This window comes from Bradyrhizobium manausense (genome assembly GCF_001440035.1).
GTDB classification, from domain to species: domain Bacteria; phylum Pseudomonadota; class Alphaproteobacteria; order Rhizobiales; family Xanthobacteraceae; genus Bradyrhizobium; species Bradyrhizobium manausense.
Genome location: NZ_LJYG01000025.1, coordinates 26,322 through 41,239, shown reverse-complemented (window position 1 = coordinate 41,239; position 14,918 = coordinate 26,322). Strand labels below are relative to the sequence as shown.

Annotated in this window: 14 protein-coding genes; 6 read left to right on the top strand and 8 right to left on the bottom strand. The window is 64.7% G+C overall.

The features are described from left to right. The first annotated feature begins 79 nt into the window (after positions 1-79). A complete protein-coding gene (locus AOQ71_RS04970) occupies positions 80-1,411 on the top strand; it encodes an IS1182 family transposase (protein WP_057742559.1) in 1,332 nt (443 codons plus the stop codon). A 128-nt stretch (positions 1,412-1,539) separates the two neighbouring features. Here the strand turns inward: AOQ71_RS04970 and AOQ71_RS04965 are convergent, their stop codons facing one another. Then, a complete protein-coding gene (locus AOQ71_RS04965) occupies positions 1,540-2,769 on the bottom strand; it encodes an ABC transporter substrate-binding protein (protein WP_057742648.1) in 1,230 nt (409 codons plus the stop codon). Positions 2,770-2,883: 114 nt separating this feature from the next. Further along, the gene (locus AOQ71_RS04960) at positions 2,884-3,810 is read right to left on the bottom strand and encodes a class I SAM-dependent DNA methyltransferase (RefSeq protein WP_057742645.1); all 927 of its coding nucleotides are present in this window, start codon (positions 3,808-3,810) and stop codon (positions 2,884-2,886) included. A gap of 133 nt (positions 3,811-3,943) precedes the next feature. Here AOQ71_RS04960 and AOQ71_RS04955 point away from each other — a divergent pair, with 133 nt between their 5' ends. The 4 genes from AOQ71_RS04955 (at position 3,944) to AOQ71_RS04940 (ending at position 8,450) form a co-directional block, all read left to right on the top strand. Continuing rightward, on the top strand, positions 3,944-4,981 hold the full coding sequence (locus AOQ71_RS04955; protein WP_057742668.1) for a ligase-associated DNA damage response exonuclease: 1,038 nt from the start codon (positions 3,944-3,946) through the stop codon (positions 4,979-4,981). Next, positions 4,978-6,666: an ATP-dependent DNA ligase gene (locus AOQ71_RS04950; RefSeq protein ID WP_057742642.1), complete on the top strand. Its 1,689-nt coding sequence runs from the start codon at positions 4,978-4,980 to the stop codon at positions 6,664-6,666. The genes AOQ71_RS04955 and AOQ71_RS04950 overlap by 4 nt, the downstream gene beginning before the upstream one ends. A 71-nt stretch (positions 6,667-6,737) precedes the next feature. Then, positions 6,738-7,040 (top strand): DUF6460 domain-containing protein, encoded by a 303-nt coding sequence (locus AOQ71_RS04945; protein WP_057742640.1) that lies wholly within the window; start codon positions 6,738-6,740, stop codon positions 7,038-7,040. 84 nt (positions 7,041-7,124) lie between these two features. Next, positions 7,125-8,450, top strand: coding sequence for an MATE family efflux transporter (locus tag AOQ71_RS04940; RefSeq protein WP_057742638.1), 1,326 nt, complete (start codon positions 7,125-7,127; stop codon positions 8,448-8,450). A 17-nt stretch (positions 8,451-8,467) separates the two neighbouring features. On the opposite strand, the gene AOQ71_RS04935 is transcribed toward AOQ71_RS04940, so the two are convergent. Beyond that, on the bottom strand, positions 8,468-9,565 hold the full coding sequence (locus AOQ71_RS04935; protein WP_057742636.1) for a quinone-dependent dihydroorotate dehydrogenase: 1,098 nt from the start codon (positions 9,563-9,565) through the stop codon (positions 8,468-8,470). Beyond that, positions 9,562-9,906, bottom strand: a complete 345-nt coding sequence (locus AOQ71_RS04930; protein WP_057742634.1) for a DUF952 domain-containing protein — start codon at positions 9,904-9,906, stop codon at positions 9,562-9,564. The genes AOQ71_RS04935 and AOQ71_RS04930 overlap by 4 nt, the downstream gene beginning before the upstream one ends. Before the next feature lie 307 nt (positions 9,907-10,213). Between AOQ71_RS04930 and AOQ71_RS04925 the strand changes: the two genes are divergently transcribed. Then, positions 10,214-10,867, top strand: coding sequence for a S24 family peptidase (locus tag AOQ71_RS04925; protein ID WP_083513948.1), 654 nt, complete (start codon positions 10,214-10,216; stop codon positions 10,865-10,867). Between the two features lie 263 nt (positions 10,868-11,130). On the opposite strand, the gene AOQ71_RS04920 is transcribed toward AOQ71_RS04925, so the two are convergent. The 4 genes from AOQ71_RS04920 to AOQ71_RS04905 form a co-directional block, all read right to left on the bottom strand. Further along, the gene (locus AOQ71_RS04920) at positions 11,131-12,774 is read right to left on the bottom strand and encodes a lysine--tRNA ligase (protein ID WP_057742631.1); all 1,644 of its coding nucleotides are present in this window, start codon (positions 12,772-12,774) and stop codon (positions 11,131-11,133) included. 151 nt (positions 12,775-12,925) lie between these two features. Continuing rightward, positions 12,926-13,861 carry an ABC transporter substrate-binding protein gene (locus AOQ71_RS04915; protein WP_057742663.1) on the bottom strand — a complete coding sequence of 312 codons (936 nt, stop codon included), beginning with the start codon at positions 13,859-13,861 and terminating at the stop codon, positions 12,926-12,928. A gap of 103 nt (positions 13,862-13,964) precedes the next feature. After that, positions 13,965-14,555 (bottom strand): SCO family protein, encoded by a 591-nt coding sequence (locus AOQ71_RS04910; RefSeq protein WP_057742628.1) that lies wholly within the window; start codon positions 14,553-14,555, stop codon positions 13,965-13,967. Positions 14,556-14,579: 24 nt separating this feature from the next. Beyond that, entirely contained in the window at positions 14,580-14,774 is a 195-nt protein-coding gene (locus AOQ71_RS04905) for a hypothetical protein (RefSeq protein ID WP_057742626.1), read from the bottom strand. Between the last annotated feature and the right edge of the window lie 144 nt (positions 14,775-14,918).

Sequence of the window (14,918 nt, the reverse complement as noted above, 5' to 3'; positions counted from 1 at the left end):
CACCCTACGAGACTGTGAATCTTTTGTACCGCGTGTCGGGCGAATGTGATTCTCTAGGCAGACTGATCTGCTGGAGAGGATGATGGCTGACGAGGGACTTTTTGGCGAATTGCCGGATCAGTCGGCGCCACGAACCGAAGCGGTGCCGCGGGGTGCACCTCGGCTGCGCGAGCCCGTGCGCAATCAGGTCGAATTGCGGGCGGTCGATATCGACAGCCTGATCGGGCAGGATCATCTGGCCCGGGTGATCTGGGCTTATGTCGAGGGGCTCGACCTGAGCGAGCTGGAAGATCGGGTTAAGGCACGGGAAAACAGGCCGGGCCATCCGGCGCCATCACCCCGGCTGCTGCTGGCGCTTTGGCTGTACGCCACGAGCGATGGCGTTGGCAGCGCGCGGGCGTTGGATCGGCTCTGCGACAGTCACGACGTCTACCGCTGGCTCTGCGGCGGCGTGTCTTTGAACTATCACACACTGTCGGATTTCCGGGTCGGCTGCGCGGACCTGCTGGACCGTTTGCTGGTCGAACATCTGGTGGCTCTGAATGAGGCAGGGCTGATTGATCTGGAGAAGCTGACCCAGGACGGGGTGCGGATACGGGCGAATGCGGGGGCCGGCTCGTTCCGGCGGGAGGCAACGCTCGGCCGGCAGATGGCCCAAGCGAAGGCTGTGGTGGAAGAGCTCAAGCGCGAGGTCGATGCGGATCCGGAAGCCAGCAGCCGGCGTATCAGGGCGGCCAGAGAGCGCGCGGCACGCGAACGCAGTGAGCGGGTGCAGGCTGCGCAGAGGGCTTTGGACGAGATCAAGCGGAAGCGCAAGCAACTCGACGAAAAAGGCGGCAATGGCAAAAAGCCGAAGGAGCCCCGGGCCTCCACCACCGACCCGCAGGCAAGGGTGATGAAGATGGCAGATGCCGGCTTCCGCCCCGCCTACAATGTGCAGGTGGCCAGCGCGGCCGGCGAACTGATCGTGGTCACGGTCGACATCGACAACAACGGATCAGATCGCGGCTTGATGCGGCCGATGCTGGAGCGAACGCGCACTCGGCTGAAGCGCTTGCCGCGTCGCTACCTCGCCGATGGCGGGTTCTGCAGCGGCGAGGACATCGAATGGGCGCACGGTGAAGGCGTCGAGGTCTACTGTCCTCCGCCCAACTCCAGGAGCGGTGTCGATCCCTTTTTACCTCGGAGCAGCGACGGTCCTGGCGTCGCGGCCTGGCGGGCCCGCATGGCCAGCGAAGCCGGCAAGGCACAGTACAAAGCCCGCACGATCTGCGAATGCATCCATGCCCGGTGGCGGAACTGGGACCTCAGGCAATTGACCGTGCGCGGCATCGAGAAGGTCCGTGCCGTCGTGCTCTGGTACGCCCTCACCAACAACATCCTGCAAGGACACCAACTGGCAAAAGCATAGACAGCACAGCCATCCCCCGGCGGTTCGACATCGACGGCCCCCGACATCAGCGCGGGCGCTACCCACTCTTTAATATCGAATGCGGAAATGACTCACAGGCTCTACGGCATCGCGATTGTGGAGACCCGCTACTCCACCACCGGCTTGTCGGAGACCTCCCAATCCTTGCCGTTGAAGACCTGGATGAACAGCGTCTTCATCGGCGTGTAGTCGTCCGGTGTGTAGCTGTAGGTGACGCCATCGAGGAAGAAGGGCGAGTGGAAGCCATTGAGGTTTGAGGCCTGCTTCAGCACATTGGCCCGCGTCAGCTCATCGCCGCAGCGGCGCAGGATCTCACCCATGGTCACGGCCTGGCCGTAGCCGGCATAGGCGATGGTGTTGTCAGGAGCGACGTTCGGCAGATATTTCTTGCGCAGCTCCTCGAATGCCATGGGCCCCGGGTCCTTTTCCCAACGGCCAGGCCCGGCATCCTTCGCATAGCTGATCGAGACGATGTCCTTGGCATTCTCGAAGCCCGCGGCGCTGAGGATGGATTTGCCGGTCGAGCCGGCCGAGAGCAGCTGCAGCGGCTTCCAGCCGAGCTCGGCCACTTTCCGGATCGACTGCGACGACGCCTTGCCGGTGGAGATGTTGTAGAAAACGTCCGCGCCCGATTTCGACAGGTTGATCAGCTGGGAATCGACCGTCGGATCGGTGAGATCGTAGGTCTGCTCCATGATCACCTGCGCCGTGCCGCCGGCATCCGCCAGCACCTTCTTGAAGGGCCCAAGGAAATCGCGGCCGAAATCGTCGTTCTGGTAGAGGATGCCGATCCTGGCATTCGGCTTCACGTTGATGACGTGTCGCGCTAGGATGCGCGCTTCGGTCGGATAGAGCGGCAACCCCGCCATCGTCCATTTGAACTCTTTCGGATTGTTCCACTTCGAGGCGCCGGTGTTGAGCAGCAGCTGCGGCACGCCCTTGGAGTTCAGATATTTGTGCACGGCGGTCTGCGGCGCCGTGCCAAGCGAGCCGTAGAGCGCCAGCACCTCCTCCTGCTCGACCAGGCGCCGCGTCGCCTCGACGCATTTCGGCGCGCTGTAGGCATCGTCGAGCGTGAGGAAGTTGACCTTGCGTCCGTTGATGCCGCCGCCCTCGTTTAGCATCTGGAAATAGGCCTCGCCGACGCGCCCCAGCACGCCGTAGAGCGAGCCGGGACCGGAATGCGGCACGGTCTGGCCGATCTTGATCTCGGTATCACTGGCGCCGGCATCGTATTTCTTCTCGGCGGCCCGGACATAGGGCGCGGGCAGAACGGATGCGGCGATGGTGGCGAACGCGGCGGCGCTGACATCGCGCCGCGATGGATTCCTGGTCATTGTTTCTCTCCCTGGTTCTGCGCATTGTGCTGGGAACGCAGCGCAGCTCGCAAGTCCGAAGACGCCGCTTTGCAACGCAATGACGCTGAATTGCAGGGTGTTTAGCGCCTAGACTCAAGTTTTCTCGGCGACGATGACGAGGCCGCTCACCGGCTCGTTGTTCTCGTTGCGCGGCGAGCACGGCTCAAGCGTGACGAGCTTCAGGGTGGCCTTCGCAATCGCACCCCGCACATATTCCGCCGAATGGGCATAGCGCAGGCCTTCGCCGAGCACGATGCCATCGCCGTCATGCGTCTCCAGCGTGAAGGCGAGCACTCCGCCTGATACGAGCACGCGCCTGGTCTCGGTGAGCACAGGCGCGAGATCGGAGAGATAGACGAACGCATCCGCGGCGACGACGAGGTTCGCGCTGGCATCGGGCTTGGTGCGCAGGCCCTCGACCATGTCGGCGACTTCGAGCTCGGCATAGAGGTTGGTGGCGCGTGCCTCCTTGATCATGCCTGATGACAGATCGATGCCGATGAAATAGTCGACCTGCTTGGCAAAGGCTGCCGCGGCAAGCCCGGTGCCGCAGCCAAGATCGATGGTGCGCTTGAAGAAGGCCGGCTTCTTCGCCGCGACGTGCGCGGCCAGCACCGCCTTGAAGATCACGCTAGGAGCGCGATAGCCGAGATCGTTGATCAGCGCATGCTCGAAGCGCGGAGCGTATTGGTCGAACAGCGCCTGCACATAGGCCTTGGGCATTTCCGCCATTTCAGTATCGCCCAGCCGCATCAGATGGAGACCGGCCCCGTGCTGATCCTCGGGGTCGGATCGCCGCGCTTCCCGGAACGCTGCGATGGCCTTGTCGCGCTCGCCGAGCTGCTGGCGGATCTCGCCAAGCGTGAACCAGGCCGAGGTGAAGTCAGGGGCGAGCTCGATCGCCTGCTCCAAGAGATCGGCGGCGGCGGGCAGGTCGCCCTTGAGCTGGAGGTCGCGCGCGAACTCGAAACGGCGGTCGGCCATGAGATCGCCGGAGGTCAGGAACAGGCGGAGCGGCATTGCAGGAACCGATTGTCATTGCCGGGCTTGACCCGGCAATCCATCAAAAAAGACCTCTTTAAGAGGATGGATGCGCGGGTCAAGCCCGCGCATGACGGGTTAATTTGGAGCACGATGTTCCTATATGACGATCATGCGCCCGCAAGACATCCTGCTGCCAACTGCTGACGGCCTGTGCTGCAAGCCCGGCGGCTTCCATATCGATCCGATCCGCCCGGTCGAGCGGGCATTGATCACCCACGGCCATTCCGACCACGCCCGCGCCGGCCATGGCGCCGTGCTGGCGACGCAGGAAACGCTCGACATGATGCGGCTGCGCTACGGCGAGAATTTTGCCGGCTCGACGCAAGTCATCAGCTATGGCGAAGAGCTCCGGCTCGGCGACGTCAAGGTCAAGTTTCGCCCGGCCGGTCATGTGCTGGGCTCGGCGCAGATCGCGGTGACAGCCAAGGACACCTGCATCGTCGCATCAGGCGATTACAAGGATGCGCCCGACCCGACCTGCGCCCCGTTCGAGCTGGTGCCTTGCGATGTCTTCATCACCGAGGCGACGTTCGGCCTGCCGGTGTTTCGGCACGGCGATGCGGCCCTCGAGGTGAAGAAGCTGCTGGCCTCGGTCGCGCTGTTTCCCGAGCGCGCCCATCTCGTCGGCGCCTATTCGCTCGGCAAGGCCCAGCGTGTGATCGCGCTGCTGCGCAAGGCAGGCTATGACGCGCCGATCTATCTGCATGGCGCGATGGAGAAGATCACCGCGTACTATCAAAGCCGCGGCATCGACCTCGGCGAGCTGCGGCCGGCGATGGGCATGAAAAAGGCGGCACTCGCCGGCACCATCACGCTCGCGCCGCCTTCGGCGACATCGGATATCTGGGCCCGGCGCTTCCCCGATCCCGTCACCGCCTTCGCCTCGGGCTGGATGCGCGTGCGCGCCCGCGCGCGGCAGGGCGGTGTCGAGCTGCCGCTGGTGATTTCCGATCACGCCGATTGGGACGGCCTCACCGCGACCATCGCGGCGACCGGCGCCGGCGAGATCTGGGTCACCCACGGCCAGGAAGATGCGCTGGTACATTGGTGCAAGACGCAAGGCCTGCGCGCCCGGCCGCTCGATCTCGTCGGCTATGGCGACGAGGAAGAGAGCGAGCCGCAGCCTCGAAGCGAGGCCGAGGCATGAACCGCTTCGCCGAACTGCTGGACCGCCTCGCCTACGAGCCCGGCCGCAACAACAAGCTGCGTTTGCTGCAAGGCTATTTCCGCGAGGTCGGCGATCCCGACCGCGGCTACGCGCTCGCTGCGCTCACCGGCGCGCTCAGCTTCAAGCATGCCAAGCCTGTGCTGATCCGCGATCTCATCGCATCGCGCACCGATGAGGTGCTGTTCGGCTTGAGTTACGACTATGTCGGCGATCTCTCGGAAACGGTGGCGTTGATGTGGCCGAAGGCGGTGCTGCCCGCCCACAACAACCCGCCGCCCCCGACCCTGACCGAGGTCGTCACCACGCTGCGCACGCTCGGCAAGACCGAGCTGCCGAAGCAGCTCGAGCGCTGGCTGGACGAGCTCGATGAGACCGGCCGCTGGGCGCTGTTGAAACTTGTCACCGGCGCCATGCGCATCGGTATCTCCGCGCGGCTGGCGAAGACGGCAGCCGCGGCGCTTGGGGATAAGGATCCCCATGAGGTCGAGCTGCTCTGGCCGGGCCTCAGCCCGCCCTATCTCGACCTGTTCGCCTGGCTGGAAGGTCGCGCCGAAAAGCCAGTCAATCGCGATCCCGCGCCGTTCCGGCCCGTGATGCTGGCGCATGCGATCGAGGATAGTGATTTTGCTTCACTCGATCCCGCCGATTACATCGCCGAATGGAAATGGGACGGCATCCGCGTGCAGGCGGTCGCCGGCCGCGATGAGCACGGGCAGATCACCGCGCGGCTGTATTCGCGCACCGGCGAGGACATCACGGGAAGCTTTCCGGATCTCGTGCCGTCGCTGCGCCTGCCCGGCGCGATCGACGGCGAGCTCTTGATCCTGCGCGAAGGCCGCGTGCAGAGTTTCAACGTCCTGCAGCAGCGGCTCAACCGCAAAATTGTCTCGCCGAAGCTGATCAAGGATTTTCCGATTCACTTGCGCGCCTACGATCTGCTCGGGGATGACGAGAACGATCTGCGCGAATTGCCCTTCGCCGAGCGGCGCGAGCGACTTGAGACCTTTATCGGCAAGCTCGACGATCCCCGCCTCGATCTCTCGCCCACCATCCCCTTCGCGAGCTGGGATGCGCTCACCGCCGCGCGCGCCGATCCCGCAAGCGCCGGCGCCGGCGAGGATGCCGACGCCGTCGAAGGCGTGATGCTGAAGCGGCGCGATGCGCCCTATCTGCCGGGACGGCCGAAGGGGCAGTGGTGGAAGTGGAAGCGCGATCCGCACATCATCGATGCCGTGCTGATGTATGCGCAGCGCGGCCACGGCAAGCGCTCGTCCTATTACTCCGACTACACGTTTGGGGTCTGGACCGAAACCGACAATGGCGAGGAACTGGTGCCGGTGGGGAAAGCCTATTTCGGCTTCACCGACGAGGAACTGCTGCAGATCGACCGTTTCGTCCGCCGCAACACCACGGAAAAGTTCGGCCCCGTCCGCCATGTCGTGCACGAAGGCGACAAGGGGCTGGTGCTGGAGGTGGCGTTCGAGGGCCTGCAGCGCTCGCCGCGGCACAAATCCGGCGTCGCCATGCGCTTCCCCCGCATCAGCCGCCTGCGCTGGGACAAGCCGCCGCGGGAGGCCGACCGGCTGGAGACGCTGGAGAAGATGCTGAAAGCGGACGAATCCCTACCAACAATTAAGGTCGCTGCGTCCGCAGACGGCCATTGACGGCCTGTTGTGGGTTCCCCATGTCCCCCGCCGTGACCTATAATCGGGGCTAGCCCCACGAGGAGTTTGAGATGGCCCACGACGTCAGAGATTTGCCGGCCGGCCACAGCGATGGCCTGCACCGCTTTCTCGGCGGCTCGCCGCTGGCGGTCGCGTTTCGCCTGGTGCTGCTCTCGATCCTGGTCGGCGTCGTGCTGGCGGCGATCGGCTTCGACCCCTGGAATATCATTTACAGCATTCGCCTGCTGTTCCAGCGTCTCTGGGATCTCGGCTTCGACGCCGTGAACTGGCTGTGGCGCTACTTCCTGCTCGGCGCCGTTATCGTGATCCCGATCTGGCTGTTGTCGCGCATCTTCGGCTCGCCGCGCCGCTGAGGCGCTCTGAATGCGCGGCCGGCGCAAGCACGCCATGCCGGCCGCGATGGTGCATTCGGCGCAGGGCTCGGATACACGCACCTGATGCACGCCCCGGTTCATCCCAAAGTCGGCAGCCGTCAGGTCTTCGCCATCGCGGGTCCCGCGATGGTCGCGAACCTGACGACGCCGCTGATCGGCGTGGTCTCGACCACCGCGATCGGCCGGCTCGACGATGCCGCGCTGCTCGGCGGTGTCGCGATGGCGTCGGTGATCTTCGACTGCTTGTTCTGGCTGTTCGGCTTCCTGCGCATGAGCACGCTCGCCTTCACCGCGCAGGCGCTCGGCGCCGGCGAGACGCGCGAGGAGACCGTGATCCTGGTGCGCGGCTTGATCGTCGCCGGCCTGATCGGCGGCGGACTGATCCTGCTGCAACTGCCGCTGGCCGGCGTGCTGTTCGATGTGATGGGCGGCAGCGCGGGCGTGACGCACGCCGCAAAAACCTATTTCATGATCCGGATCTGGTCGTCGCCCTTCGCGTTCGCCAACTATGTCATCCTCGGCTGGCTGGTCGGGCTGGCCCGCGCCAATCCGGCGCTCGCGCTGCAAGTCGTCATCAACCTCATCAACATGGCGGCGACGATTTTGCTGGTGCTGGTCTACGACACCGGCATTGCGGGCGCGGCGATCGCCGCGCTGCTGTCGGAGGGCATCGGCTTCGTGCTCGGCGTTATCGTCTGCCGCCGCTATGCGCATGGCGGCTTCGCCGTGCCCCGCGCGATGCTGTTCGACCGCGCCAGGCTGATGCGGCTGTTGGCTGTCAATTCCGACATCATGATCCGCACCGCGGCACTGATCGCCGTGTTCCTGTTCTTCACCGCCAAGAGCGCGCGGGCCGGCGACGTCACGTTGGCCGCGAACTCCGTGCTGAACAATTTTCTCCTGGTCAGCGCCTTCTTCCTCGACGGCCTCGCCAATGCCGCGCAGCAGCTCTGCGGCCGCAGCTTTGGCGCGCGCGACGCCAAGGGCTTTGCGGATTCGACCCGGCTGGTGCTGCTGTGGGGGCTCGGCTTTGCGCTTGTGGTCGCGGTGCTGTTCGCGCTGTTTGGGCCCGATATCATCAGCTTCATGACGGCGAGCGAGGACGTCCGCCGCGCCGCACGCGAGTTCCTGCCGTTCATCGTGATAGCGCCGATCCCCGGCGTGTTCGCCTTCGGTTTCGACGGCATCTATGTCGGCGCCACCTGGGCGCGCGAGATGCGCAATCTGATGCTGGCTTCGCTGGCGATCTTCTTGGGCGTGTGGTGGGCGCTGCAATCGTTCGGCAATGCCGGGCTGTGGGGCGCACTGCTCGCGTTCTATGTCGCGCGCGGCGGCTTGCAGGGCGCACGGTATCCGGCGCTGTATCGAGCGACGTTCGCGAAGTCGTAGCCCGGATGCAGCGGTGCTTACATCCCAGGCCAGTCTTCCGCCGTCAGCGTGGCCGCATCGGCGCCGACGATCTCGGACAGCGAATCCCGGCCCGTGCGCAGCAATGTCGAGGTCAGATCGCGCTTGATCTCGTCGACGAGGCCGAGGCCCTTATAGACCAGCGACGAATAAAGCTGGATCAGGCTCGCGCCGGCGCGAATTTTTGTCAGCGCCGCACCGCCGGAGTCGACGCCACCGACCCCGATCAGCGGGAAGGCGCCCTCGACCCGGACGTAGGTCTCCGCGACCATGCGCGTCGACAGCCGGAACAGCGGCCGGCCGGACAGGCCGCCCTGCTCTTTCGCCCGCGTCTGCTCGCGCAACGTGCTCGGCCGCGCAATCGTCGTATTCGACACGATCATCCCGTCGACCTTGCGCGAGCGCGCGACCTGGACGACGTCGTCGAGCTGGGCGAGGCTGAGGTCGGGCGCGATCTTCAGCAGCACTGGCGTGTCGCCGGCCTTCTGCCTGACACGCTCGCGCGCATCGATGACGCGTCCGAGCAGATCGTCGAGCAACGCGCCTTCCTGCAGATTGCGCAGGCCCGGCGTGTTCGGCGAGGAGACGTTGACGGTGAAATAGCTTGCGACGGGTGCAAAGGTCTCGATCAGCTTGACGTAGTCAGCGACGCGATCGGGCGAATCCTTGTTGGCACCGACATTGACGCCGACGATGCCGCCATTGGCCGCGCGCGCGGCGAGCCGGCGCAATGCGACTTCCGCGCCGTCGTTGTTGAAGCCCATGCGGTTGATGACAGCCTCGTCGCGCTCGAGCCGAAACAGCCGCGGCCGCGGATTGCCCGCCTGCGGCTTCGGCGTCACCGACCCGATCTCGACAAAGCCGAAGCCGAGCCGCAGCAGCGCGTCGGGCACCTCGGCGCTCTTGTCGAAACCTGCGGCCATGCCGATCGGGTTGGGGAAGTTGAGCCCGAAGGCGCGCACGGCCAGCTTGTGATCATCGGTGCGTGGCTTCACCGGCGGCAGGAAGCGCAGGCCCTGGATGGCGAGGCGGTGGGCGTCCTCCGGATCGAGCCAGCGCAACACCGGCAGCGAGAATGCATCGAAGGCGCGGATCACGGGGCGAGCTCCGGTGTATCGTGGCCACCATCGGAGCGTATGTTGAGGTTCATCACCGAGAGCACGGCGCCGAGATCGAGCTCGCCATACAGATGCGGAAACAGCTCGTCATTGCGCGAGCGCTCCCAGCGCAATTCGCTGCCGAGCGCATCGCCGTCGACCTCGACCAGGAACAGCGCGCGCTGGCCGGAATAGTGCTTGCGCAGCGTCTCAGGCACCTGGCTCGCGGTCGAGAAATGGATGAATCCATCGCGCGCGTCGTCCGCGCTGCCCCGGTACACGCCCTGCCGTTCCGCCTCGCGCCAGGCCGAGGCCGGACAGATTTTGTAGATCTTGACCACAGATTGCCGGAGCCCTGTTTGCTCTTCGACTCAGCTCTTTGAGTCTCTTGGTTTTTTTCGTCCCGAACGGGTCTTCAAAACCCGGCGCGACCGTAAAGGCGGCCCCTTCCGAACTCAAGTCCTAGAGCCTTTTCCCTTCCGATTTCATCGGAACGGGGCTCTAGATTCTTGTTTTGACGCGTTTTCTTGACGCGAACCGGTACCCACCACTTCGCTTGAAAACGCTTCCGCCGCCCTCTTGCGCGAAAAACGGAAAACCGGTTGATTTGAGGATAGTTTTCCTGAGTTGCGACGGGCTGGACCTTCCATGGTCAAACAGGCCAAAGCGCAGAGGATGCTGACCCACGACCAGATCTGGGCCGCACTGGACCGATTGGCCGCGCGCGCCGGATTGTCGCCATCTGGCCTTGCCAAGCGGGCCGGGCTCGATCCCACCACCTTCAACAAGTCCAAGCGCGTCACCACCGACGGCCGCGAGCGCTGGCCCTCGACCGAATCGATTGCGAAGGCGCTGGCGGCAGCGGACTCGTCGATCGAGATCTTTGCCAGGCTCATCGACGACGAATCCGGCGACGGCCGCACGATACCGCTGCTCGGCTTCGCACAGGCGCCTGCGAGCAGCGCGTTCGACGAGCAAGGCTCGCCGTCCGGCAAGGGCTGGAGCGAAATCGCGCTGCCGATCACTGACGACGTCAGCGCCTTTGCCCTGGAGATCTCCGGGGATTCGCTGCTGCCGGCCTATCGCAACGGCGATGTGATCCTGGTCTCGCCCGGCGCGCCGGTTCGCAAAGGCGACCGTGTGGTGGTGAAGACCAGGGCGGGCGAGGTCATGCTCGCGACGCTGAAGCGCCGCACGGCAAAGGCGCTGGAGCTGCAGCCGCTCGACGCGACGCTAGGCGAGCGGACGATGCCGGCGGGGGATGTCGCGTGGGTGGCGAGGATTGTTTGGGCGAGCCAGTGAGTCAAACTCAATGTCGTCCTGGCGAAGGGCAGGACCCATTACCCCAAGAGGCAAATGCAGCGCCCAACTGTTCACTCCGAGTCTTCGCCAAGCCAGATTCGGTGGTTATGGATCCTGGCTTTTGCCAGGACGACGTTGGGAAAAGTGGTTGCGCCTCCAGCGCAGGTAGGCAGCCCGCATGGAGCGAAGCGCGATCCGGGACAGGTCGTGCATGTTGCGAGAACCCCGGATTTCGCTTCGCTCCATCCGGGCTACAAGTGCCCTCACGCACTCCGTGCCAGCGCGCCATCGATCATGTTGACCGCGTTCTGCACGCCGTAGACCGCGACGAAGGAGCCAAAGCGCGGGCCCTTCTCCTGGCCGAGCAGCACCTGGTAGAGCATGTTGAACCAGTCGAGCGTGACGCCGGGACGGCCGTCCTTGCCCTTCTTGGCCTGATCGAGGAACGGCTCGCGGCGGCCGATCTCGTAGACGACGTTCTGGATGTCTTCGGCCGATGCATCCGCCGGCAACTGCGACAGCGCATCGCGCAGGTCCTGCAACGCGGCGCGCTCGCTGTCCGTGGGCACGCGGAACTGCTTGGTCGGTGCGACGAAGTCGCGGTAATAGTTGATGGCGTAGCCGACCATTGCATCCAGCTTCGGATGCGTCTGCGGCGACACGCCGGGACGATAGCGGCCGATGAAGCCCCACAGCGTCTCGGCGTTCTCCGCATTCGACGACGACACCAGCGTCAGCAGCAGCTGGAACGTGACGGGCATGTCGCCTTGCGGCGGATGGCCGCCATGGATGTGCCAGACCGGATTGCCGAGCTGCTGCTTGGCGTCCTGCCTGGGGAAGCCATCAATGAATTGCTGATAATCGTCGACCTGGCGCGGGATCACGTCGAAGAACAGCCGCTTCGCCGCCTTCGGCTCGCGATACATGAACAGCGACAGCGATTCCGGCGAGGCGTAGCGCAGCCACTCGTCGATGGTGAGGCCATTGCCCTTCGACTTCGAGATCTTCTGACCCTTCTCGTCGAGGAAGAGCTCGTAATTGAAGCCTTCGGGCGGCATGGCGCCGAGCGCCCTGGCGATGGCGCCGGAGAGCTTTACGGAATCGATCAGATCCTTGCCGGCCATCTCGTAGTCGACGCCGAGCGCGACCCAGCGCATCGCCCAGTCGGCCTTCCACTGACACTTGACGTTACCGCCCGTGACTGATGTTTCGACCTCCTCGTTGGTATCAGGGTCGACATAGGTCACCGTACCGGCCGCGACGTCGCGGCGGATCATCGGCACCTGCAGCACGACACCTGTCGTCTTGCTGATCGGCAGGAACGGCGAATAGGTTGCACGGCGATCCGGCCCGAGCGTCGGCAGGATGATGTCCATGATCTTGTCGTAGGCGGCGAGCATCTTCAGCAGCGTCGCGTCGAAGCGGCCCGACTTGTAATAGACGGTCGAGCTCGCGAATTCGTAGTCAAAGCCGAAATGATCCAGAAATGCGCGCAGGCGCGCGTTGTTGGCATCGCCGAACGACGGGTGCTCGTTCGAGAACGGGTCCGGCACCGCGGTGAGCGGCCGTCCCAGATATTGCGCCAGCAGATCCTTGTTCGGCACGTTGTCAGGCACCTTGCGGAAGCCGTCCATGTCGTCGGAGAAGGCGAGGAGCCGCGTCTTGATCTTGTCCTCGGTCAGCACGCGGAAGGCATGGCGCACCATCGAGGTGCGCGCGACCTCGCCGAACGTGCCGATATGCGGCAGGCCGGAGGGTCCGTAGCCGGTCTCGAAGAGCACCTCGTCCTTCGGGCTTTTCTTCAGTCGCGCGACAATGGCCTTCGCCTGCTCGAACGGCCAGGCGTTGGATTGTTCGGCGAGCGCACGAAGATCGCTCGGGCTCATGTTCGGGTCGATAACGGACATCAAGGGGCCTCCGGGCCGCGGAAAATAGCGATTTCCGGGCAGAATGCAAAAATGGTCTCGGTCGTCATTCCGGGGCGATGCGTCAGCATCGAACCCGGAATCTCGAGATTCCGGCTTCGCGCTTCGCGCGCTCCGGAATGACGATGGTTGGCTAGAACGGGCTCACCGAAAAATACTTCAGCCACAGATCGGTGTAGCGGCCTTTTTCCCAGACGCGGAACAGGGCCCAGTTCAGGGCCTGGCGCAGCACGTCATTGCCCTTGCGCACGGCAATGCCGATGCCTTCGCCGAAGAAGCGGCTCTCCACGAAGGGACCGCCGGAGAAGGCGCAGCAATCGCCTGAGTCGGTGCCGTTGATCCAGAACGCCAGCGAGATGGCGTCGCCGAAGATGAAATCGACCTCGCCCTTGCGAAGCGCGGCGCGGAGCGCGTCGTCGTTCGGATAGGGGTGCAGCTCGGCGTCGGTGAACATCGCCTTCAGATAGGCTTCATGCGCGGAGCCCGCGATGACGCCAACCTTCTTGCCTTCGAGATATTCGGGGCGAATCTCCGGCATCACCGCATCCTTGCGCGAGACGAAGCGCGCCGGCACACGGTAATACGGATCAGTGAAGTCGACGCGCGCGCGCAGCTGTGGGCTCACCGCCATGGAGGCGATGATGGCATCGCCCCGGTTGGAGCTGAGCGCATCGACCAGCGTCTCGAAGCGGCGCATTTGCACGGTGCAGCTGACCTTGATCTCCTCGCACAGGCTGCGGGCGAGATCGACATTGAAGCCGGCCGGATTGCCGTCGGCACCGGTGAAGTTGAACGGCGGATAGTCGGTCTCGGTCAGGAAGCGGATCACGGTCAGGCGCGACAGGTCCGGCCGCTCCGGCCGCCGCCGCGGGTCCCAGAAGCCCGGCACCGCCTGGGGAGCGGCTTGGGGTGCGACCGGGGTGGTGGCCTGAGGCGCCGCGGCAGGTTGCTTGGCGGGGGCCTGGGCCCTTGCCGAGGACAAACCTGCGAGCAGGCAGGCCGTGACGGCCAGCCCCGTCAGCAAGCCACGGGCAGATTTCGACGATTTCGCCTGTTGCGATGGAGCCATCGGCCGGAGATGCATGAATTTCGTTGGGATCGGAAGGCCTTATAGACCATCCGGCCGGGAACGCGAGCCGAAATGCACTCCTCCCCCCGCCTGCGGGGTGTCCCTACAGGTACTTCTTCAGATCCGCCGCCGCCTCTTCCGGGGTCCGCTTCAGGTTGAACGGCGAGACGAAGCGGCCGTCGCGATCGATCAGGTAGATCAGCGCGGTGTGGTCCATGGTGTAGTCGCCGTCCTTGGTCGGGACCTTCTTGGCATAGACCCGGTAGGAGGTGATCACCTTGGCGGTCTCGGCGGGATCGCCGGACAGGCCTTCGAGATGCGGATCGAAGCTGGAGAGATAGTCCTTCATGGTCGCGGGCGTGTCGCGCTCCGGATCAACCGAGATGAAGACGGCGTTGACCTTGTCGGCATCCTTGCCCATCGCGCGCAGCACTTCCGACATCTCGAACAGCGAGGTGGGGCAGACGTCAGGGCAATGGGTGTAGCCGAAGAAGATGAGGGTCGGCTTGCCCTTGAGGCTCGCCTCGGTGACGGTCTTGCCGTTCTGGTCGGTGAGCTGGAACGGGCCGCCGATCGCGGCCGGCTGCGCCACCTTGCTGACCCCGCCCATGGCCCAGAATATGATGAGGAGCCCGAGGACGAGACTTGCGGCGAAAGCGGTCGCGATCACCAGCGGACGGGCAGTGGAGCTCATGAGCGGGAAACTTCCTGTCGCGGGTCAGAAGCAGGCGGCAAAGCCAGTCCTGATCATTTCGAAGAACACCTGGGTGCCATAGTGGAACCAGAGCGCGAGCGCGCCGATCACGAGAAGCCCACCGACGCCAGCCCCTGTCCACAGCAGCACAGACGGCGCGCGCCCGGCAGTGGGCGAATTGTCCCTTAGCGGATGCGCCTGATGCAGTGGTTGAGCCATGACAAGGATCGGGTTCCCTGCCTTTGAAATAGGCGCTCGGGCGTGGCCGGACAAGCGGAACGGGGCTGGCGGAGATCAATTGGTGATGAGTTCTCCCGTCATGCCCGCGCTTGTCCCGGGCATCCACGAACCTCCTTTGCGTGG